This window comes from Thalassotalea sp. HSM 43 (assembly GCF_004752005.1).
Lineage (GTDB): Bacteria > Pseudomonadota > Gammaproteobacteria > Enterobacterales > Alteromonadaceae > Thalassotalea_A.
The window spans coordinates 3,506,359-3,527,138 of sequence record NZ_CP038493.1; the positions used below are offsets into that span (position 1 = coordinate 3,506,359).

At 42.8% G+C, this 20,780-nt stretch carries 17 protein-coding genes and 5 tRNA genes; 11 read left to right on the forward strand and 11 right to left on the reverse strand.

The features are described 5' to 3' along the window. Positions 1 to 12: 12 nt before the first annotated feature. Entirely contained in the window at positions 13 to 609 is a 597-nt protein-coding gene (gene dcd / locus E2K93_RS15395; protein ID WP_135439944.1) for a dCTP deaminase, read from the forward strand. 59 nt (positions 610 to 668) lie between these two features. Here dcd and E2K93_RS15400 read toward each other — a convergent pair whose 3' ends face one another. Beyond that, the gene (locus E2K93_RS15400) at positions 669 to 1,613 is read right to left on the reverse strand and encodes a gluconeogenesis factor YvcK family protein (protein ID WP_135439945.1); all 945 of its coding nucleotides are present in this window, start codon (positions 1,611 to 1,613) and stop codon (positions 669 to 671) included. A gap of 392 nt (positions 1,614 to 2,005) precedes the next feature. Between E2K93_RS15400 and E2K93_RS15405 the strand changes: the two genes are divergently transcribed. The 6 genes from E2K93_RS15405 to E2K93_RS15430 all read left to right on the forward strand — a co-directional run bounded on the left by E2K93_RS15405 (position 2,006) and on the right by E2K93_RS15430 (position 4,417). Continuing rightward, positions 2,006 to 2,081, forward strand: a tRNA-Ala gene (locus tag E2K93_RS15405). Between the two features lie 58 nt (positions 2,082 to 2,139). Beyond that, a tRNA-Glu gene (locus tag E2K93_RS15410) sits at positions 2,140 to 2,215 on the forward strand. A 152-nt stretch (positions 2,216 to 2,367) separates the two neighbouring features. Next, positions 2,368 to 2,443: transfer RNA gene (locus E2K93_RS15415), tRNA-Glu, on the forward strand. 154 nt (positions 2,444 to 2,597) lie between these two features. Continuing rightward, a tRNA-Glu gene (locus tag E2K93_RS15420) sits at positions 2,598 to 2,673 on the forward strand. 132 nt (positions 2,674 to 2,805) lie between these two features. Then, a tRNA-Glu gene (locus E2K93_RS15425) sits at positions 2,806 to 2,881 on the forward strand. A gap of 219 nt (positions 2,882 to 3,100) precedes the next feature. Continuing rightward, positions 3,101 to 4,417 (forward strand): amino acid permease, encoded by a 1,317-nt coding sequence (locus tag E2K93_RS15430; protein WP_135439946.1) that lies wholly within the window; start codon positions 3,101 to 3,103, stop codon positions 4,415 to 4,417. A gap of 42 nt (positions 4,418 to 4,459) precedes the next feature. On the opposite strand, the gene E2K93_RS15435 is transcribed toward E2K93_RS15430, so the two are convergent. After that, entirely contained in the window at positions 4,460 to 5,044 is a 585-nt protein-coding gene (locus tag E2K93_RS15435) for a TetR/AcrR family transcriptional regulator (protein ID WP_135439947.1), read from the reverse strand. 285 nt (positions 5,045 to 5,329) lie between these two features. Here E2K93_RS15435 and E2K93_RS15440 point away from each other — a divergent pair, with 285 nt between their 5' ends. Further along, positions 5,330 to 5,878: a carboxymuconolactone decarboxylase family protein gene (locus E2K93_RS15440; RefSeq protein WP_135439948.1), complete on the forward strand. Its 549-nt coding sequence runs from the start codon at positions 5,330 to 5,332 to the stop codon at positions 5,876 to 5,878. A gap of 132 nt (positions 5,879 to 6,010) precedes the next feature. On the opposite strand, the gene E2K93_RS15445 is transcribed toward E2K93_RS15440, so the two are convergent. The 4 genes from E2K93_RS15445 to E2K93_RS15460 form a co-directional block, all read right to left on the reverse strand. After that, on the reverse strand, positions 6,011 to 6,643 hold the full coding sequence (locus tag E2K93_RS15445; RefSeq protein ID WP_135439949.1) for a hypothetical protein: 633 nt from the start codon (positions 6,641 to 6,643) through the stop codon (positions 6,011 to 6,013). 829 nt (positions 6,644 to 7,472) lie between these two features. Further along, entirely contained in the window at positions 7,473 to 9,008 is a 1,536-nt protein-coding gene (ppx, locus tag E2K93_RS15450; protein WP_135439950.1) for an exopolyphosphatase, read from the reverse strand. A gap of 47 nt (positions 9,009 to 9,055) precedes the next feature. Further along, positions 9,056 to 11,173, reverse strand: a complete 2,118-nt coding sequence (gene ppk1 / locus E2K93_RS15455) for a polyphosphate kinase 1 (protein WP_228445355.1) — start codon at positions 11,171 to 11,173, stop codon at positions 9,056 to 9,058. A gap of 189 nt (positions 11,174 to 11,362) precedes the next feature. Then, positions 11,363 to 11,596: a DUF6482 family protein gene (locus E2K93_RS15460; protein ID WP_135439951.1), complete on the reverse strand. Its 234-nt coding sequence runs from the start codon at positions 11,594 to 11,596 to the stop codon at positions 11,363 to 11,365. Positions 11,597 to 11,726: 130 nt separating this feature from the next. Here E2K93_RS15460 and E2K93_RS15465 point away from each other — a divergent pair, with 130 nt between their 5' ends. Both E2K93_RS15465 and E2K93_RS15470 read left to right on the forward strand, forming a co-directional pair. Then, the gene (locus E2K93_RS15465; RefSeq protein WP_189637793.1) at positions 11,727 to 12,209 is read left to right on the forward strand and encodes a DUF3429 domain-containing protein; all 483 of its coding nucleotides are present in this window, start codon (positions 11,727 to 11,729) and stop codon (positions 12,207 to 12,209) included. A 6-nt stretch (positions 12,210 to 12,215) separates the two neighbouring features. Continuing rightward, positions 12,216 to 12,959, forward strand: coding sequence for an SDR family NAD(P)-dependent oxidoreductase (locus E2K93_RS15470; protein ID WP_135439953.1), 744 nt, complete (start codon positions 12,216 to 12,218; stop codon positions 12,957 to 12,959). A 16-nt stretch (positions 12,960 to 12,975) separates the two neighbouring features. On the opposite strand, the gene E2K93_RS15475 is transcribed toward E2K93_RS15470, so the two are convergent. The 3 genes from E2K93_RS15475 to E2K93_RS15485 all read right to left on the reverse strand — a co-directional run bounded on the left by E2K93_RS15475 (position 12,976) and on the right by E2K93_RS15485 (position 15,829). Continuing rightward, the gene (locus tag E2K93_RS15475) at positions 12,976 to 13,425 is read right to left on the reverse strand and encodes a GNAT family N-acetyltransferase (RefSeq protein ID WP_135439954.1); all 450 of its coding nucleotides are present in this window, start codon (positions 13,423 to 13,425) and stop codon (positions 12,976 to 12,978) included. Between the two features lie 176 nt (positions 13,426 to 13,601). Then, positions 13,602 to 14,102 (reverse strand): acetolactate synthase small subunit, encoded by a 501-nt coding sequence (ilvN, locus tag E2K93_RS15480; RefSeq protein ID WP_135439955.1) that lies wholly within the window; start codon positions 14,100 to 14,102, stop codon positions 13,602 to 13,604. Further along, positions 14,102 to 15,829, reverse strand: coding sequence for an acetolactate synthase 3 large subunit (locus tag E2K93_RS15485; RefSeq protein WP_135439956.1), 1,728 nt, complete (start codon positions 15,827 to 15,829; stop codon positions 14,102 to 14,104). The genes ilvN and E2K93_RS15485 overlap by 1 nt, the downstream gene beginning before the upstream one ends. 343 nt (positions 15,830 to 16,172) lie before the next feature. Between E2K93_RS15485 and astB the strand changes: the two genes are divergently transcribed. Then, on the forward strand, positions 16,173 to 17,510 hold the full coding sequence (gene astB, locus E2K93_RS15490) for an N-succinylarginine dihydrolase (RefSeq protein WP_135439957.1): 1,338 nt from the start codon (positions 16,173 to 16,175) through the stop codon (positions 17,508 to 17,510). Between the two features lie 72 nt (positions 17,511 to 17,582). On the opposite strand, the gene ltaE is transcribed toward astB, so the two are convergent. Together ltaE and E2K93_RS15500 are read right to left on the reverse strand one after the other, a co-directional pair. Then, complete coding sequence (ltaE, locus tag E2K93_RS15495) at positions 17,583 to 18,608, reverse strand: low-specificity L-threonine aldolase (RefSeq protein WP_135439958.1); 1,026 nt, start codon at positions 18,606 to 18,608, stop codon at positions 17,583 to 17,585. A 238-nt stretch (positions 18,609 to 18,846) separates the two neighbouring features. Next, on the reverse strand, positions 18,847 to 20,769 hold the full coding sequence (locus E2K93_RS15500; protein WP_135439959.1) for a TonB-dependent receptor domain-containing protein: 1,923 nt from the start codon (positions 20,767 to 20,769) through the stop codon (positions 18,847 to 18,849). Positions 20,770 to 20,780: the final 11 nt, after the last annotated feature.

Below are 20,780 nucleotides of genomic sequence, written 5' to 3' on the forward strand. Positions count from 1 at the left end.
AGAAGAACAATCATGAGACTGTCTGACCACGATATAATTGAATTACTCAATCAAGAAAAAATTAGAATTAGCCCGCGTCCTGACGAATCGATGATTTCCGGTGTCAGTGTTGATATTTGTTTGGGTCATAAGTTTCGTGTCTTTCAGGATCATAATGCCCCGTATATTGACTTGAGTGGCCCTAAAGACGAAGTTCAAAAAGCCATGAATACGGTAATGAGCGACGAGATCCATATTGATGATGGCGATGCGTTTTTCTTACACCCTGGCGAATTGGCGTTAGGCGTGACGCATGAATCTGTTACCTTACCTGCAGACATCGTCGGTTGGTTAGATGGTCGTTCGTCCTTGGCTCGCCTTGGCTTGATGGTTCATGTCACCGCACACCGTATCGATCCAGGTTGGTCAGGACAAATTGTTTTGGAATTTTATAACTCCGGTAAGCTGCCGTTGGCATTGCGTCCACGCATGAAGATTGCAGCATTGAACTTTGAAACCATGTCGGGTGAAGCATTGCGCCCATACAATAAGCGCCAAGATGCGAAATACAAAGGTCAACAGGGTGCTGTTGCCAGTCGCATTAGTGAAGATGATAAAACCGAAGCGTAACTAATTATTGCTAAAAAAAGCCCGCATAATGATGCGGGCTTTTTTGTGTCTATTGTAAGTTAGCTGTTAACGACTTTATCCGTTACCGTCACCGAACTTACCCCTTGTGCTTTTTGTTGCTCTAACAAGCGCACCGTTTGTTCTAACGCGTCTACCAACTTCACCTTATCGTGGAAATACTCAACTTGTTCACTTGCTAATGATTGTTTAATCAATTGCACTGAATTTGATTGCTCTTTCAGGTTTTCGGTAATTACCGCATCTATTGGCTGACAGCCGAGATTAAAGGCAAGCCATTCTAGTTTTTGGTCGATAGTTAATTCACCGGCTGGTGAATGCTCTTTGGCGATATTATCGATAAACACGCAATGCGCCTTACTGTTTTTCACCGCCTTAGTGATATCGCGAACCAGCAAAGGTGGCACAATTGATGTTAAAAAGCTGCCCGGACCAATAATAATAAGGTCGGCGTTTTCAATCGCTTCTATGGTTTCTGGTAGTGCTTTTACCAGCGGCGCCAACATCATATTCTCTGGCATTGTCGCCATATCATCAACGGATAACTCGCCAACCTTACAGCGTCCTTCAGCATAAAACGCCATTAAGTCAGTAGGCGTTTCTGACATAGGATGAACGCGGGTCTTAACACGTAACATGTTACGTATCAGGGTAATTGAATCAAGAGGGCGGGTATGAATGTCATTTAGCGCATATAAAATTAGGTTTCCCAGATTATGGCCGCTCAATTCATCTTTACCATCGAATCGGAAATTTAATAATTTACTGCCCACAGAATCGTCATCTGTTAATTGGGTAAGACAGTTTCTTAGGTCACCCCAAGCGATAGTACTGGTACGTTTTCGTAATTTTCCGGTAGAACCACCGTTATCTGTCGTAGCAACCACGCCGGTGAGCTGGTCACCTAAGAATGAAAGTGTCGAAAGAACTCGACCCAAGCCATGACCGCCGCCAATGGCAACCACGTTGAGAGATTGTAATCGCATCCAATATAATCCTGTTATTAGTTTGGCTTACGCCAAAGCCCCTTATTTTTATTAGTAGCGAGAAGGGCACTGTTTATTTTTCGTTTTCAGTATTTAATAGTGTAGACAATTGTCCATTATTTTCCGAACAATTCAAATGAATACCTATGGAAAGTGAGAAAATAGTTATATAAAACCAAAAATTAGCGGATTTCAAAAACCTGCATTTGTGCGTCAATTTTGGCAAAAAATAGACGTTAGAATATAAAAATTAACCAATACGATCGTTTAATGAGCGAACGAACAGTTTTTTACGTTTTATTTTGAAAAAGATGTTGACAGTTTTTCTAGGACTCCATACAATGCGCCTCGTTTTCAACGACAGTCCAAGGCCAACGTTGAAGGTAAGAAGAGGGGCCATAGCTCAGCTGGGAGAGCGCTTCGCTGGCAGCGAAGAGGTCTGCGGTTCGATCCCGCATGGCTCCACCAAATTCTTACATTGTAACGTTAGAGTTGTTGATAAAGGTGCATATTGTACCTACTCAGCGTCCCGTTCGTCTAGAGGCCTAGGACACCGCCCTTTCACGGCGGTAACAGGGGTTCGAATCCCCTACGGGATGCCAATATTCGACTAAAATAAGTTGTACAAGTTCTTAGTGCCCGGCTTAAATGCCAGACACATAGCATTGCAGTGTAGGATGAATCAAATTTTACGTAGAAAAATTTGATTGCTTACACAAAAATACGAATCAGCGATTCGTAAAGCGATTTCTGTGTCCCGTTCGTCTAGAGGCCTAGGACACCGCCCTTTCACGGCGGTAACAGGGGTTCGAATCCCCTACGGGATGCCAATTTATTTTGTCAACTAAAAGTGAATAAGTTCTTAGTGCCCGGCTTAAATGCCAGACACATAGCATTGCAGTGTAGGATGAATCAAATTTTACGTAGAAAAATTTGACTGCTTACACAAAAATACGAATCAGCGATTCGTAAAGCGATTTCTGTGTCCCGTTCGTCTAGAGGCCTAGGACACCGCCCTTTCACGGCGGTAACAGGGGTTCGAATCCCCTACGGGATGCCACTTTTTTAAATCTTAGGTTTCAGTATTCTCTTTGAGAGTACTCCGCTTTTTGAACAAAGCGATTGTTGCATAAGGTGTTAGTGTTTGCTCTTTCTTTGAGAGGTTAAATATTCACACAACAAGCAATTTTGCGTCCCGTTCGTCTAGAGGCCTAGGACACCGCCCTTTCACGGCGGTAACAGGGGTTCGAATCCCCTACGGGATGCCACTTTTTTAAGTGCTTAAAGCCGGCTTTATGCCGGCTTTTTTGCATCTGAAATTCAGCAAATCCTGCGTTTTTTACTCTCTCTTTTACATCTCTCTGATTACAGTCAAAATAGTTACGTTCGTACGCTGTCATTGGTTTTGCGGTAAATTAAACGGATAAATGATTGCCTTTAGCGTGTATTATCGATAGGTTAGTGAAAACAACAATAAAAGGCCTTTCATGGCAAACGCAAAACTTGGTTTTTGGACCACCACTTCTTTAGTAACCGGCAACATGGTCGGTAGCGGTATCTTTCTTTTACCGGCTGCATTAGCAGGGTTCGGTGGCATCAGTTTGTTTGGCTGGATCATTTCGGCGCTTGGCGCCTTATCTCTTGCCTATGTCTTTGCCAGTTTGGCACGCAAGATTCGCGGCTCTGGTGGCCCCTATAAGTACGCTCAACATCAATTTGGCGATCTTATGGGCTATTTGGTTGCTTGGGGTTATTGGTTCTGTATTGTCACCGCTAATGCTGCAATAGCGATTGCTTTGGTCAGTTACCTTTCTGTATTTCTCCCTGCATTAGCAAGCGATACATTAATCGCCACCTTGGCGACGTTAGCTTTTGTTTGGATATTGGTTGGCGTTAATTTAATGGGTATCAAAGAAGTCGGGCGGGTTCAGCTGTTTACCACCATTGTAAAGATCGTGCCATTGATTGCTGTTGCATTGGTTGGTGTGTTTTTTATGCAAACAGAGCATTTTGAACCGTTTAACCTCACCGGTGATAGCACGTTTTCTGCGGTATCCTCGGTAGCTGCACTGACCATGTGGGCGTTTTTAGGGCTCGAATCGGCCAATATACCCGATGATGAAGTCGAAAACGCTGAACAAACCGTACCCAAAGCAGCGCTGTTAGGTACTTTAATTTCCGCATGTATTTATATTCCAAGCACCTTTGCCGTATTAGGCTTGATTGCGCCTGAGACGTTGGCGCTATCGAATGCACCATTTGCTGACGCTGCCGCATTACTGTTTGGGCAATGGGCGTATTACTTAGTGGCGTTTATTGCCGTGGTTTCGTGTTTTGGTACGCTAAACGGTTGGACATTGGTGGTTGGTCAAGTACCAATGGCTGCAGCAAATGATCGCTTGCTCCCTAAGGCGTTTTCAAAGCTCTCACGAAACGGTGTTCCTGCGTTTGCTATTGTGCTGTCGTCTGTTTTAGTTTCGTGCTTGGTATTAATGAATGCCAGTGACAACCTGGTCGAGCAGTTTACCTTTGTTATTTTATTATCAACATTAACCAGTTTACTGCCGTATTTAGTGTGCACCGTAGTTCACGCCGTCATGTTGTGTACCGGTAAAGCCAGTCATTCACTCACTTTTGCCTCTGGTATAACGTCTTTATTTGCCATCGTGTTTTCTACTTGGATCATTATTAATACCGGTTTTGATGCCATCTTTTGGGGCTGCATCCTCTTAATAGCGGGTTTACCTGTGTACGTATTGATGAAGCTCGAAAAAAAGAAAGAACTTGCTAAGGCCGTTAAATAAACGGCTTTAGTAGCAAGAAGGTAACTAAAAAGTAGGTATTGTTTAGAATGGATAATGGCTAAATATATCTTCGATCATTGCATCGAGTTTATCTTTATCGTTATGTACTTTGGCGAATGTTCTTAAGCCTGCAATTTGAACTTGCAAATGACTTGCTAAATCCTCGGCGCTTTTATTACTTTTTATAAGGCTCATGTCTTGGGCTTGCTTAATAAGCACAATGAATTCGTTAGCGATTTCCGCTAAATGCTGTTTCGTGATATCAATAAGATCTTGATTCTCTTCAGTAAGCTCGCTAATGGTTTTCGACAACATGCATACTCCATTAGGCGCATTTTCTTGGCTGTCTATTACCTGCGCTTTTATAAATGCTTTAAGCACGGTGATAGGCGAGTCATATTCAACTGTAAGTTGCTCAAGTTGCGCAAGACCCATGTCGGTATAATTTCTTAATGCTTCTTTAAATAGCCCGTCTTTACTACCAAAAGCGGCGTAAATGCTGCCAGGTCGTAAATCAATTTCATCTTGTAAATTGCGCATAGAGGTCGCATGGAACCCTTTTTTCCAGTAGAGGTTCGTTGCTCTATCAACCACGTCTTGACGATCAAATTTAGCCGTCTTTGCCATACATTTACCTAATCAATAATCATTTGAACACACGTTCAATTATAGGTTTTAAGGTTACTAAGGTAAAGACAAATATAAATACGCTGGCAAAAACAGTGCATGAGAAGAAATTACCAAATTCAATTTGTTAACGTTTTCAACAGGATATATTTTTTGGGTAAAATTAAATGAACGATCGCTCAATTATGGCTTGAACGATCGTTCATTTTTGTCTATAGTTCTCTCGTCGACAAGGGGAAACCCATAAATACAATATGTAAATTGTTAATTATTGGAGTAAACAACATGAGCGAATTTAAATTACACACAGTAGCAACTGCGCCAGAAAAAAGTAAAGCAATGCTAGAAGGTGCAGTCAAACAAATGGGCGCTATTCCTGGTTTATACGCGGTGATGTCGGAATCACCTGAAACCTTAAAAGCATACCAACAGTTGCATCAACTATTTACGTCGACATCGTTTAATGCCGAAGAGCTAACCGTTGTATGGCAAACCATCAATGTTGAACATGAGTGTCACTATTGCGTACCTGCTCATACGGGTATTGCTCATTCAATGAACGTTGATCCTGCAATCACCGAGGCGCTGCGTAATCAACAACCAATGCCGACCGAAAAGCTGCAAGCATTACACGAGTTTACTTTGGCTATGGTGCGTGAGCGTGGCAATGTATCAGCTCAACAAATGGCTGCTTTTTTCGCTGCTGGTTATGGTCAACAACAAGTATTGGAAGTGATATTGGGATTATCGCAAAAAGTGATCAGTAACTATGTAAATCATGTCGCTGAAACACCTGTCGATGCTATGTTTGAACAATTTGCATGGAGAAAATAGCGACTATTGAAATGTGGTGTTTGAAGCTTACTAATTGATGCCTGTGGTATCCGTTAGGTAAGTTTCAGGCGCTGCAGTCTGAAGCCTAATTAAGTTCGCGTCGCTTTAACGTTTGTGGCAAAGAGTTTGTGATTAAAGGCTTGAGCGAAAACCAATTTCAAAACCCAGTTCTTGTTTAAACGCAGAGGTTTCAGCGTGTGGGTTTTCTAGTTTGTCGAATCCGTAAATGACTTCAAAGTTATCGTTAATGCTAGGTTGCACTGTAAATTCTGAATCAATCCCTAATGGTAGGTTATAGGCAGCTTGTGCAGGGCTTGATGATGCAGGCAAAGGTAATGGCAATAAAGCGCTGTTGGTGATTTGGTCAATGTTATCAGAGAATATATTGTTGTTATTGCTCTGTTCAAAGAGCGCCAGCTGATGACTTTGGGTATTGGCAATAACCATAAACTGCAGTTGTTGCTCTTCACCTAGACAATGTCTCTTAATCGCGGCAAAACGTTCGCTAAAGTAGTTTTTAACATTGGTGGTAAAGGCGAATACGGATTGTTCTGCTGCTTGCATAGCATCATCAAACATATCCATATGCGAACGCTCTGCCGTTAGGTTATCACCGACATTGATTTGGCTCGCTGCTGCATCAATGATGCTTACGGTATATTCTTGCTTGATCTGCAAATCAACACTGTCCTTGGCAGCAACAGGTTGGCACAGCGCAAGCGCAGAGATAATTGCCAGTGATTTTAAACAATTTGAGAACGTCATAATTAGGTATATTTATTAGCGAATTTTGTTTTAATTTGTAACCCGCAATCAAACTAGCAAACTTGCATAGTGATGTGAACAGTTTTGAATGTTAAAAATTGTTTATTTGTGCAAAATAGTGGTTGCTATGCAATGAATGTTTCGGTTTATTGTTTATATGAATAAAATCGCCAAATTAGATTGCGATTATTGCAAGTATGGGCAGCAAATATGGGCAAAGAAAACAGCCCAGAGGGCAGGGCGAATAGCTCTTTGAGACTTGTAAGCATACTAAATCTATCCCAACAGCGTCACACGCTCTAACAAGGTTGGCCTGACTATGCTGATCAGCATAAACAAATTGTTAAGGTTAGTTACTCATATTGGTTACTACTAATAAGACCGTTATCACAGACCGTATTGGAAACTAATAGCTGAGCCGCATTTCTACAAGCACTAAAAAATTTGCTTAATTGAGCGGTCATAACACTTTGTTTTGCTAAATATGTGCTATGACGATGCGCTACATTGTTCAAAATGGCGGTTTAGCGGGCATTTCGACGCCGATACCTAGGGCTTTTCGGTTTTTCGTATTAGACTGAATAAGTAGATATCATAATCGGGGCTACACATGGTTAAATCACTGTGCAAATGGAAAAAAAAGGAAGTCGAAAAGCATTTGCATGAGCTATGGCACATCGTTGATAAACCCCGCTTCATTTGCCGAGACTGCGCTCGTTCATCTCACACCAAAGGTTACTTGTGCAAACCGGTCAAACTTCCGCACGACGCCCATAAGGAATAACACCGCTCATAAGGAATGAAAACAGGGGTAGCTATACGGCGGTAATCAACATGGCTCGTTGATGCGCAATTCAATGTCCAGTGCGCGTAAATGCTCTTGTTCAGCCAGCAAGTTTGCATACAGCAAGCTTTTATCATCCATCCAGTTATCCGCAAAGGTCAGGTTAAGCTGCTCTTTATCGGCATTGACGATTAACTCTGGCAAAAAGTCATCCTGACGCTTTTGATTAAGCAATACTGCCAATCTGAATATCGCTAAAATTCGATATACGTCCTTGACTTTAAATAGGGTGAAATCGGCAAACTCTTCATGTTTTATTTTTTTGCGATGAAACCGCAAAAGCAAGGTAAGCAGCTGTTGTTTCTCTTGCGAAAACCCCGGAAGACCGGAATTGGCAACAATATAGGCGGAATGTTTGTTGGCGCCGGATGAGTTAATGTGCAAACCAATTTCATGCAGTTTTGCCGCCCAGTGCAATACCTTTTTAGAGTCAGGGATGCTTTTTAAAGTCCAATTGTCATTGATTTGCTGACACAATATTTGGCTTGTTTGGTGCACTCGCTCAGAATGCTGTAGGTCGACACTCATGCGCGATATCAAACTGTCAACGCTGCGTTCGCGTATATCATCATGCTCGAGTTGATCTTCCATTTCATACAATGCACCTTCACGCAGTGCTTTATCATTGTATTCAAGTTCGTCTATTTGTAGCATCTCGAACGCACCCAACATTACTGCTAAGCCAGAGACTATAACGCCTTTTCGATCTTCTGAGATACCGGCTAAATCAATACTCTCGAAGTCTTCATATGCCAATAGTTTCTTCTTCAACTTTTTAAGTGCTTTGTGGGTTAACGTCTCCTCGCATAGCTCATTGGCGCGTCCTGCTTCTAACAGTGCCGATGCAGTACCTGAGGTACCAATACAAGCTTGCCAGCCAATTTGACGGTAACGTTTAACGATTGGCTGTAATTCGCGCTCAACTTTGAGCACCGCTTTGTCGAACCGTTTTTCGCTGATCTTGCCGTCAGCGAAAAATTGCTGTGTCAGATTCACACAGCCAACATTTCGGCTCGATAATGCTAATGGTTCAAAGTGCTGGCCAAGGGCGAATTCGGTAGAGCCACCACCAATATCGATAACCAATCGTTTGTCAGGAAAGTGCATGCTGTGAGCGACACCATTGTATATCAAGCGCGCTTCTTCTTGACCGCTGACCAATTTAATCGGGTAGGGCAACACCAATTTAGCTCGGTTGATAAATTCATTACGATTTTTAGCGGTTCTTAGGGTATAGGTAGCAAGGATATTAACGTGATCGGGGTGAAAGCCATTAAGGGTGTGGGAAAATATTTCTAAGGTCTGTAAGCCTCTTTCCATCGCTTCTTCATTGAGTATGAGATCATCATCTAAGCCTTTGGCCAGCCTAACCTTTATTTTTTCGCGAAGCAGTATTTGCACGTCTTGTTCAACAATTCTGGCCAACACCAAATGAAAGCTATTAGAGCCAAGATCGACCACGGCAATAGTTTGCGGTTCTAAACCATTGCCTGAGTGTGCAGTACCTGTATTATCAGCCATGAATTATGATGTATTGTCTCGTAATGTTTAACTTTCTGCCTTAAAGATTAATCGTTACTCCCCTGATCTTGCAAATTATTCGCTAATTTAGCTTGTTCGAGCGCTTTTAAATACAGATAGGTTTGCTGCTGCGAGGCGACCTTTTTATTGTTGCCACGTTTAACATATGGGTTGTCTTGCGCAGCATTAATGATTCTCGCCTTACTGTTATCGTTAAAGCCTAGTTCGACCATGTCGAGAATTTGTTGTTTAAGTTCTTCTTCGTAAATAGGAACGCTCACCTCAACCCTATCTTCAATGTTTCGCGTCATCCAGTCGGCAGAGCTTATATACACTTTGTTGGCGCCATTGGCATGAAAGATCATCACCCGAGAATGCTCTAAGTATCTATCAATGACGCTGATCACTTCGATATTCTCGCTTATTCCTTTAATGCCAGGGATTAAAGAGCACATACCGCGGATCAACATTTTCACTTTAACCCCAGCGTTATTCGCCTCGTACAATTTATCGATAAGCTTTTTGTCGACAAGGTTATTCAGCTTTAAGGTGATTTGCGCCGGAATACTGGCCTTGGCATTTATGATTTCATTTTGAATCAGGCGATTAATATGTTTGCGCTGGTTAATTGGGCTGAGTAGCAAATGATCAAAGTCGAATTGTCGATAACTGTGTTCTATGAACTTAAAGACGTTATCAACTTCTTCGGCGATTTGTTGTTTCTTGGTGAAATAAGCAAAGTCGGTGTATATCTTGGCTGTTTTTTCGTTAAAGTTGCCGGTGCTGATTTGCGCGTATTTAACAATCTGGCCATCTTCTTGACGGTTAATTAGGCATAATTTTGAGTGCACCTTTAACGATGGGATACCAAACAGAACTTTAATACCGGCATCGGTCATACGTTTAGACCACTCGATGTTATTGCTCTCATCGAATCGGGCTCTAAGCTCAACATTAACCGTCACTTTCTTACCGTTACGTACCGCATCCAATAAACTGCCAATGACTTGTGAATTGGCTGCGACACGATAGATATTCAATTTAATGGACGTGACTTTCGGATCGTAGGAAGCTTGACGCACAAATTCCTTAAAATGATGGAATTTATGGTAGGGGTAGTGCAAAAGAATGTCTTTTTCGCTGATCGCCTCAAACACCGTTTGATGCTTGGTAAAATCATAGCAGTCCAGCGCTGGCCATTTGGGATAACATAATTTGTTTTTTCCCACCGTAGGAAAACCTATAAAATCGCGAAAGTTACGATAACGGCTGCCAGGCAATGTTGAGTCATAAGAGGTAAACCCTAATAACTTTTTAAGTTTCTTTTCCATTCTCAACGGCATGTTTTGATCGCGCACAACGCGCACCGGCTCTGCATGAAGACGTTGCTTAATACCCTTGGACATCTTCATCAATATGGAATCATCAATGTCTTCTTCACTAAGGTAATACTCGGCATCACGGGTGATTTTAAACGAAAACGCATTAAGCTCATCAAAGTCAAATAAGCCATTGAAGATACGAGGTAACACAAAACAAATAATATCGTCTAACAAGATGATGCTTTGTACGTTACTGTCTTTTTCTTTCGGTAATAATACAAATCGATCAGTGTCATGAACTGGTACGTCAATGGCGGCATATTGACGTTGATCTTGGTTTTGAATTTCAACAAATAAATAGGTGATGTGATCTTCAATGAGATTTTTGAAATCGCCGTTCTTGTTAACAATCAGTGGTTGAATAAATCGCAGTATCTTGTCGTCAAAATAGTCCTCTAGCCAGCGTTGATGGAATTCAGACAGTTGGCTTTGATCGATGATCACCAAGCCTTCTTTTTGCAAACCATGACAAATATCGTCATAAGTCTTGTTAAAGGCGATATTAAACTCGAGTACTTTTTCTTGAATCTCATCGACTAAGGCTTGATATTGTGTGACTGCGGTAGTGTCACCTTCTGCCTTTTTAAGCAACGCATTACGTTTAATATCAGATACTTTTACACGAAAAAACTCATCTTGATTATTGGAAAAAATGCCTAGAAAGCGCAAACGCTCGATGCTTGGGTTTGAGGTGTCTTGGGCTTCTTGTAACACCCGTTCATTAAACGACAGCCAGCTTAAATCTCTGGAAAAATAGTGTGATGACATAAATTCGGCAAACATTGCAGGTAAATTTCTCTAATTTTTTATTGTAAGAACGAAATATGACAGTCGTGTGACAATGGCGCATACGGGGCGATTTCGCGTAATAAAACGCAGACAACAAGAACGTAATCTGCATTATTAAACTGTAGGATAAGATTGATAAAACCTCAAATAATGGTTTTGTATCAATATGTTATGTGGAAGGCGCTACCATTGTAGCCGCAGAGTTAAAGGTTCTGTGCTTGATTGCAATCCGCACATTTCATCATATGGGGTGTGCTGCTCTAACGAAACCCTGTCTGGCATGTTGCCGCGGTAATACTCTTTTATTTCGCTGATAGAATCAAAACGAAGTGGGTTATTGTCTTTGCCGGTGACAATAGCTCCATTTTCAGTAATCAGGTAAATGTTGCCTTCAAATGACTTGATGGTTAAATCCATAATACTGCCTCACCTCGGCTTTTTAAGATGTGTAAATCAATACGCCGGTAGTCACAGTATAGATCACGGGATCTTAGCTACGAAATTCTGCGTATATCCTAAACTGGTATTTATGGGCAATACGTATCGAATGACTGATAAAAGTAAACACCACCTCGCCATCGTGCTTGGCTATGCAGGGCTTGCACCGTTTGTCTTGCTTAGCGCCTTTCTCGTGTTCAGCGCGAACAAGGAGCTGAATAGCGAGTTTTTGTTGCCATTGTTTGAGCACTACAGTGCATTGATATTGGTATTTTTATGCGGTTCGTTGTGGGCGGAAACGTTGATTGGTAAAAGCTTAGGCAGTGGTAAAACCTTACTCATTATTGCCAACTTAGTGATGATCATTGTTTGGTTGGTGTCGGCGCTACCGGTTTTTACTGATCTTACGGTACGAATGGCGATCTACAGTAGCATGTATGTGGCGCTGGTGATCAGTGAAAATCGTCTGCGTAATTTTGTTGACGACAGCAGCCTCATAGACGGTTATCAAACCTACCAAAAAATGCGTTGGCGGCTTTCTATGGTGGTTCTTGCTTGCCATTTAGCGGTTGCCAGCTTTACACAAGGGTAGGTGGTTATGAGTTTAACGAAATACGCCATTTTAATTGGCGCTTCATCGACTATTGCGCAAGCGATGGGCAAACAACTGCTGGCGTCAGAGTCGGTACATTTAATATTAATTAGTTCAAAGCAAAATCCCGCAAACGAGCCACGAGATACACGAGTGACACCGCTTATATGTGATTATTCGCCAACAGATATTGAACGGGTGCTCAGCGATTGTGATCGCGTAATTGATAGCAAGTGGCAACAGGTGACACAGGTGTTTATCTTTAATGGCGTATTGCACAGCCAACAGGTGATGCCTGAAAAGCGCATTGAAGACGTTAATGCCAGCCAATTAGCCAGCATGTACCATACCAATACCATTACCCCTTTTATGTTCGTATCGGCTGTTATCAGCCGCTTAGACAAGCAATGTTGTTGTCGCATCACGGTGTTCTCGGCACGAGTCGGCAGTATCGAAGATAATCGTTTGGGCGGTTGGTATGGTTATCGCAGCTCAAAAGCAGCGTTAAACATGCTGCTAAAAACCGCAACTATTGAGCTGAAACGTCGTGCTAAGGATTGCAAAATCGTCGCATTTCATCCTGGTACGACGGACACACCTTTGTCTAAGCCGTTCCAAAAAAATGTCCCGCAGGGTAAGTTGTTTAGTCCTGAGTTTGTGGCGCGTTCATGTTTGCAGGTAACTGAGGCGCTTGAGAACGATGGAGAGTTATCCTACGTTGATTGGCAGGGCAAAGAGATTGCGTTTTAGCCCGCGCCTTAAATGTTTAGCTTGCGCCATAGATAGCAAGAGTGACCTGTTTAGCTTGATAGGCTTTATAACGCGCTAACAATTTGGCATCGATATCGGCTGTGTTTAGCTGACGAAAACCATTTTGCAGGTAAAGGGCTTTAAGACGGGTCACGGCAAAGCAGATTAGGTGCTGGTGATGCGCTCGACAGTGTTGCAATAATCGATTGGCGATGCCGCGATGCTGATAATGGCTAGCAACCACGAGGCCATGCAAAAACGGTGTGCTGCTGGCAAAGGAGACCAGCACAGAGGCAATGATTTGTTCAGTGTCATCTTTAAGTAGATAACACACATCGTCACCAAGAAATCCTGCCGAATAGCATTGTGTTTTATAAAACCGTTTGATGTGTTTCTTATCAGATTTGGCTGCGCTAACTATTTTATTGCTAGCTATTTCTGTATTAGCTACCCTTGAATTACTCATCTCAGCAGTCCCTAAAATACAAATAAAATTGATACAAGCAAAATAGCTAAAAACACAATTGGTAAAAGCAAAACGGCACCGCCAATGTTCATTGCAATCAATCTCGCAAATCTATGGCTGTGCCGCTCGTCAGTTGTTAAGGTTCGTCGCTCAACGGTTTATGGGGTTACGGCAGCTTATTTGCCGCGCAACGCTTTTTCACCACGAGCGATACCAACGGTACCTGAACGAACCACTTCGATGATTTCCGTTTCATTTTTTAGGATTTCAATAAACGATGAAATCTTGTCGTCATCACCGGTTATTTGCACGGTATAGATTTGCTTGCCCACATCAATAATGTCGGCACGGAAAATCTCACTCAGTCGCTTTACTTCGGCACGGGTTTTAGGGTTCATCGCCAATACTTTAACTAACGCGATTTCACGTTCAATGTGCTGGCGATCGGTTAAATCCGATACGCGTAAGACATCGACAAGCTTATTAACTTGTTTGGTAATTTGCTCCAATACTTGATCATCACCATAGGTGGTAATGGTGATGCGAGATAAAGTGGCATCGTCAGTTTGTGCCACGTTAAGGCTGTCAATATTAAACGCTCGTTGTGAAAAAAGGCCGACGATACGCGACAACGCACCTGGTTCATTTTCCAGTAATACAGATAAAATACGTCGCATTATACTTTTTCTCCTTTCTTCAACCACATATCATCAACAGCGCCAAAACGCATTTGCATAGGGTAAACGTGTTCCGTTTCGTCAACCAATACGTCAACAAAGACCAAACGATTTTTCATTGAAAATGCTTTTTCCATGGCAGCATCTAATTCATCAGGGTGATTCACTTGCATTCCGACGTGGCCATAGGCCTCCACCAGTTTGACAAAGTCCGGTAAAGATTCCATATACGATTGTGAGTGGCGACCACCATAAATCATGTCTTGCCATTGTCGTACCATACCTAGCGAGCGGTTATTCAAAGCGACAATAACAACGGGAATGTTATATTGCAGACACGTAGCCAATTCCTGAATGTTCATTTGAATTGAACCATCACCTGTAACACACACCACGTCTGCTTCAGGGAAGGCAACCTTCACCCCCATAGCTGCAGGGAAACCAAATCCCATGGTGCCCAAACCACCTGAGTTAATCCACTTACGTGGTTCTTTAAACGGGTAGTATTGCGCGGCAAACATCTGATGCTGGCCAACGTCTGACGTCACATAGGCATCACCGTTGGTGTGCTTATAAACAGATTCGACAACCTGTTGTGGCTTGATTTTGTCAGGGTGCGTTTCGTAGCTAAAGCTGTTCAATTGACGCCATTGCTCAATTTCCTGCCACCAGTTGGCGAAATGATCGCTGTCAGGTTTATGACCCACTTCGTCCAGCTGTTTTAATAATTGGTCAATTACCACATCGGCATAACCAACAATAGGAATGTGCGCATTAACGGTTTTTGAAATTGACGTTGGGTCGATATCAACATGAATAATGGTTGAGTTAGGGCAAAACTTTTCCACTTTGTTGGTAACACGGTCATCAAAGCGCGCACCAATGGCTAAAATCACGTCCGAATTGGCCATCGCCTTATTCGCTTCTACACTACCATGCATACCTAACATGCCGATAAAGTTTGGGTGCAGGCCACTTATGCCGCCTAATCCCATTAAGGTGTTGGTGCATGGCGCGTTTAAACGTTCTACTAATTCGGTTAGGGTGTTGGAGCAATCGGACAATATGATGCCGCCACCGGTATAAACCACCAAACGCTTGGCATTGATGATGGTATCAACCGCTTTTTTGATTTGCTTACTGTGACCTTTTTCCGTCGGATTATAAGAGCGGATTTTAACGTCTTTATTCATTTTGTACTCAACCTTAATGTCCGGGTTGAGGATATCTTTTGGCAGCTCGATAACCACAGGACCAGGTCGACCCGATTCAGCCAGGTAAAACGCCTTGGCTAAAACATTTGGAATTTCATTAACATCACGGCAGGCAAAACTGTGTTTAACGATAGGTCGTGAACAACCGACAATATCGGTTTCCTGAAACGCGTCACCGCCAATCAGGTTAGATGCAACTTGACCTGCTAGCACAACCATAGGGATTGAATCCATATAGGCATTGGCGATACCCGTGACACAGTTGGTGTTACCAGGCCCTGATGTTGCGAGTACAACACCCGTTTTACCGGTGGCGCGGGTGTAACCGTCAGCCATATGCGTTGCCGCTTGTTCATGGCGCACAAGAATATGACTTACTTTGTCTTGTTGGAAAATCGCATCATAGATATCCAAAACCGAACCGCCGGGGTAACCAAATATGAATTCAACATCCAATTCGGCCAGCGACTTGGTCAATAAAACTGCGCCTGAATAAAGCTCTTTTGTACTCATTGTGCTGCCTTTTAAATTTTTTTTGCCCTAAAACGAAAAAAACCCTCGGAGTGTTCTCGGAGGGTTTTAATGAATGTTTATGCGATGTTTCTTAATTCATTGAAAACCCGTGCCCTGGTACAAGCACCACGACAATCAGGAGAATAATGAATAGAATAAGATTTAACATCGTATAATTAATATTTGGATAAAGTTAATTTATATTTAAAGCAGTTACTCTAACTTGTCAACAATATTTTTACAATTCATTGAAAATAGTGGTCTATCAGTCATTTTGGTCATTTACTAAGTGGTAAAAATCGCTAAAATAGCGTTCACATTGAAAAAAATATCGCGGGGATTTATGAAAAGTTTTGAAGCAAATTTTGACGGATTGGTAGGACCAACTCACAATTATGCCGGTTTGTCAGAAGGTAATGTTGCGTCAAAATCGAACGCAAATGACATATCCAGTCCAAAGAGTGCAGCATTACAAGGCCTTCAAAAAATGAAAGCGTTGCATGATTTAGGAATGGTACAAGGGGTATTTGCACCGCAAGAGCGTCCTGATATTTTTTCCTTACGTCGTTTAGGTTTTTCAGGTACCGATGCTAATGTGCTTGAAAAAGCCTACAAAGAAGCACCATCGTTATTATCAGCATGCTGCAGTGCATCAAGCATGTGGACCGCTAACGCAGGCACCGTGTCGCCATCAGGTGATACCTTAGACGGTAAAGTGCATTTCACACCCGCTAACCTGACTAATAAATTTCATCGTTCATTAGAGCCTGATACAACCGGTAATATCCTTAAAAGTGTGTTTGCCGATGACAAGTACTTTGCCCATCACCTACATCTTAATGACAATGACCATTTTGGTGATGAAGGTGCGGCGAACCATACGCGCCTGTGTTCAAACTATGGCGAACAAGGTGTTGAAATATTCACCTTTGGTAAATACGCGTTTAACAGCAATATGCCGGCACCAAAGAAGTATCCAGCGCGTCAAACGCTAGAAGCGAGTCGTGCCGTCGCGCGTCTGCACGGATTGAGCGATGACAAAGTGGTGTACGTACAGCAAAACCCTGATGTTATCGATCAAGGTGTATTCCATAATGACGTTATCAGTGTCGGTAACCAAAATGTGTTGTTCTACCATGAGCAGGCGTTTTTAAATACCGAAGCTTTTTTAGCTGAAGTACAGCAAAAATTTGGCTCTGATGATGTGCACTTTATTAAAGTGGCAACGGATCAAGTCAGTGTTGATGATTGTGTTAATACCTATTTGTTTAATACCCAAATCATTACCTTGCCTAATGGTGATATGATCATCATTGCGCCAATGCATTGTCATGATAACCCAAGCGTGAAAGCCTACTTAGATGACTTAGTGACGCAAAATACACCAATCAAACAGGTTAAGTACTTTGATGTAAATGAAAGTATGAAAAACGGTGGTGGCCCAGCATGTCTGCGTTTGCGTATTGCTATGAACGAAGCGGAGTTAAATGCGGTTAACCCTAATTGTTTGATGTCTGACAGCTTATACAGCACATTAACGGCTTGGGTAAACAAGTATTATCGTGACACCTTAAGCTTTGATGATTTGCGTGATCCACAGTTGTTGCTTGAATCAAGAGCGGCATTGGATGAGTTAACGCAAATTTTGAAAATCGGTTCTGTGTACCGTTTCCAACAGTAAAACGTTATATTTATGCAATAAAAAACGCCACAATCAATGTGGCGTTTTTTGTTTTTAATAACGTCTAAGTCGTTATGCTGTCGTCGCTTGCATCAGTGCCAAACAATCTTTAATCGCGTCTGCGGTATAGACAATGTCGGCTTCACTGATGTCTAAATGGGTGACAATACGCAATGGGCTGCGCGGCGATATCAAAATACCTTCCGCTTTCAATAACTGACACAGCAATTCGTCATTGATGGACGGCTCAACATCGACATAGAGCATATTGGTTTGTAATGGACGTGGTGATAAGCCATCAATCTGGGCTAACAAACTGGCCAATTTTTTGGCGTTGTTATGGTCATCTTTTAGGCGAGTGACATGGTTGTCTAAGGCATAATCCATGGCTGCCGCTATCATACCCGCTTGACGAGTGCCGCCACCGACCATTTTGCGAATACGGCGGGCACGGGCAATCAATTCTTTGCTGCCACATAATACCGAGCCCATTGGTGTCCCTAAGCCTTTAGAAAAGCAAATTGAGATCGAATCAACATATTGGCAAATGTCGCTCAGTTCAATATTAAGCTCGGTTAGGGCATTAAAGATACGTGCACCGTCTAGGTGAATACTCAAACCATGATCGTTGGCAAATTCACGAGCCTGTTGAAAATATGACAGCGGGATGATCTTGCCGCAATGGGTATTCTCTAAGCTCAGCAATTTGCTCATCGCGAAATGCTGGTCATCGTCTTTTAGAACGGCCTTGATATCGTCAAAGGCTAATTCACCACTTGGTTGTTCAACAACGGTTTGAGGAACGACTGAGCCAAGTACGGCTGCGCCGCCGGCTTCATAGAGATAGGTATGGTAGCCTTGACCTGTGATGTACTCTTCACCGCGGGCACAGTGAGCAAGTAGCGCACATAAATTGGATTGCGTACCTGAATTCACCACCATCGCCGCTTCAAAGCCGGCCATTTTGGCAATACGTTGCTCGAAAGCATTAACCGTTGGGTCATCAGAATAAACATCATCCCCCAATTCTGCGCTGGTCATTGCCTGTTTCATGGCGTCGGTAGGGCGGGTTACCGTATCAGAACGAAAATCTATCATCTTGTATGAATATATCTGTTGGGTTATTTACAGGCTAAGTTAGTGGTCTGTCCTGCCAATGTCAACGTCGGTGAGCATTCTATTTGCAATTGCCTTGAGTTTTGGCGAACTTGCACGGATGAATCAGTGCAATGTGGCGCTCAGTACTTATTAAAAAAGGAGCATAAAAAAGGCGCTTAAAACAGCGCCTAGAGAATATCAACTCATATAACAACATATGAGGTTAGATAACGTTAAATTAGAATTGGTAACTTAATCCAACTTTGTAATTGCTGCCATCCGCTTGATAGTTCATCACCGTTTGGTAATCCTCATCAAAGACGTTGTTAAACTTGGCGTTGACCGACAAGGCATTGGTTAGCTGATAACTTGCCGCGATATCGACCACCACAAAAGAGTCTAATTCTCCAGCAGAGTCTTGACTGTCATCATGGTAATTCACCAAGGCGGTTAACATCAATTGCTGCCAATCAAAGTCTATTTGATAACTGGCGGTTTTCTCCGGACGACGCAACAACTCTAACCCTGTGCTTTCATCTTCGGTTTCGATATAGGCAAAACTGACGGTGTGAGTAAATAGGCTGGTTGCCAATGTTGCCGACAGTTCAGCGCCTTTGATATTGGCATTATTGATGTTTTCTGGCTGCCATAAACCAAATTGATTTGGCGCCCAAGCGATTAAATCTTCAATGTCTGATTCAAACACAACCGCTTCAAACTGACCTTGTAGGTGAGGAAATAAAAAACGATGACGTAATAGTATTTCGCTGCTGTCTACTTGTTCAGGCTTTAGGTCTGGATTCCCCGAACCCGGCCAATAAAGGTCGTTAAACGACGGCGCTTTAAAGCCTGTACTGCGTGTTGCTGACACTAGCGTATTGGCATTAATTTGATAACCGAGACTGACATTGTAGGTGTTTTCGCTGCCTGTGTGTTCAATGTCATCATAACGGTATGCTGCTTCAGCAAGCCATTGATCTTGTTTGATTTGAGTCTGCACAAATACCGCGGTCACATCGCGCTCGTCAATCGCCCAACCTTGAAATCCTGGAGTCCACGGATCTTTGTCGGTGTTGGTTGAAACCTGCTCTTCATAATAATCACCACCTAAAGTCAGGCTGGCATTAGGGTTAACTTGCCAAAGGCTGATCAAGCTAACTTGATCGCGCTCGGTTTTGATTTCATCACCATTGCTTTTTTTGATGCCATTACCAAAAGTGGTTGCTTGGTCTTGACTCTTGCCGTAGCTCAATTGCGTGGTCAGCAGATCACCTGCGTATTCACCGCCAACTTTGACGCTGTAATTGTCATGCTCTTGTTCATTGGCATAAAACGCTGGGCAAATGCTGGTTGGATCGTCCCAACAAGGACTTTCCGGATAACTGGCGTCGTATTCACTGCCGCCTTCTTCAATGCGACCGACCAGCGAAACACTGAAGCGTTGGTTAAGTTGAGATTTACCATTTATGCTGGCTGACAATCGGTCGTAACCATCATCATCAGGCTCATTAACGTCATATGGGTAAGGATCGCTGCTGTATGCATTAAAGCCATCGCTGTCTTCTCCGGCAACCGATACGGTTAATTGATGGGTTTCATTACCCAAACCAATCGCCGCATCAGCGTGTTGGTAACTATGCGAACCGGCAATGATATTAATCGCCCCTTCGCCTGCAGCATATTGTTTGCTGAAGATTTGAATCACACCACCTATGGCATCGCTGCCCCAAAGTGCGGCGCGAGGGCCTTTAACGACTTCAATTCGTTCTATTTGCGCAGGACTAATGGTCGATATATTGGTGTAGCCTAATGTCGCTGAATTTACACGCACGCCATCAACCAAAATCAAGGTATGATTGGCGTTGGCACCACGAGTAAAAATAGATTGCACTTGGCCGCCACCACCTTGGCTGGCGATATTAATACCTGCAACGGTGTCTAGCAATGCCGCTACGTTTTCAACCTGCAATCGACTGATTTGCTCGCTGGTAATGATCTGCGCGCTAGATAATGCAGTAAATTGTTGCTGTGTTGTTCTGTTTGCCGTGACCAGCATTTGCTCATCAACGTGTTGCTGTTGTGCTGCGCTGCTAAATGCGCTTACACCAGCGGTTAAAGTCAAACTCAGTTTATTTACGGTAAATCGTTTATTATTTTTCATATTTCCTCACT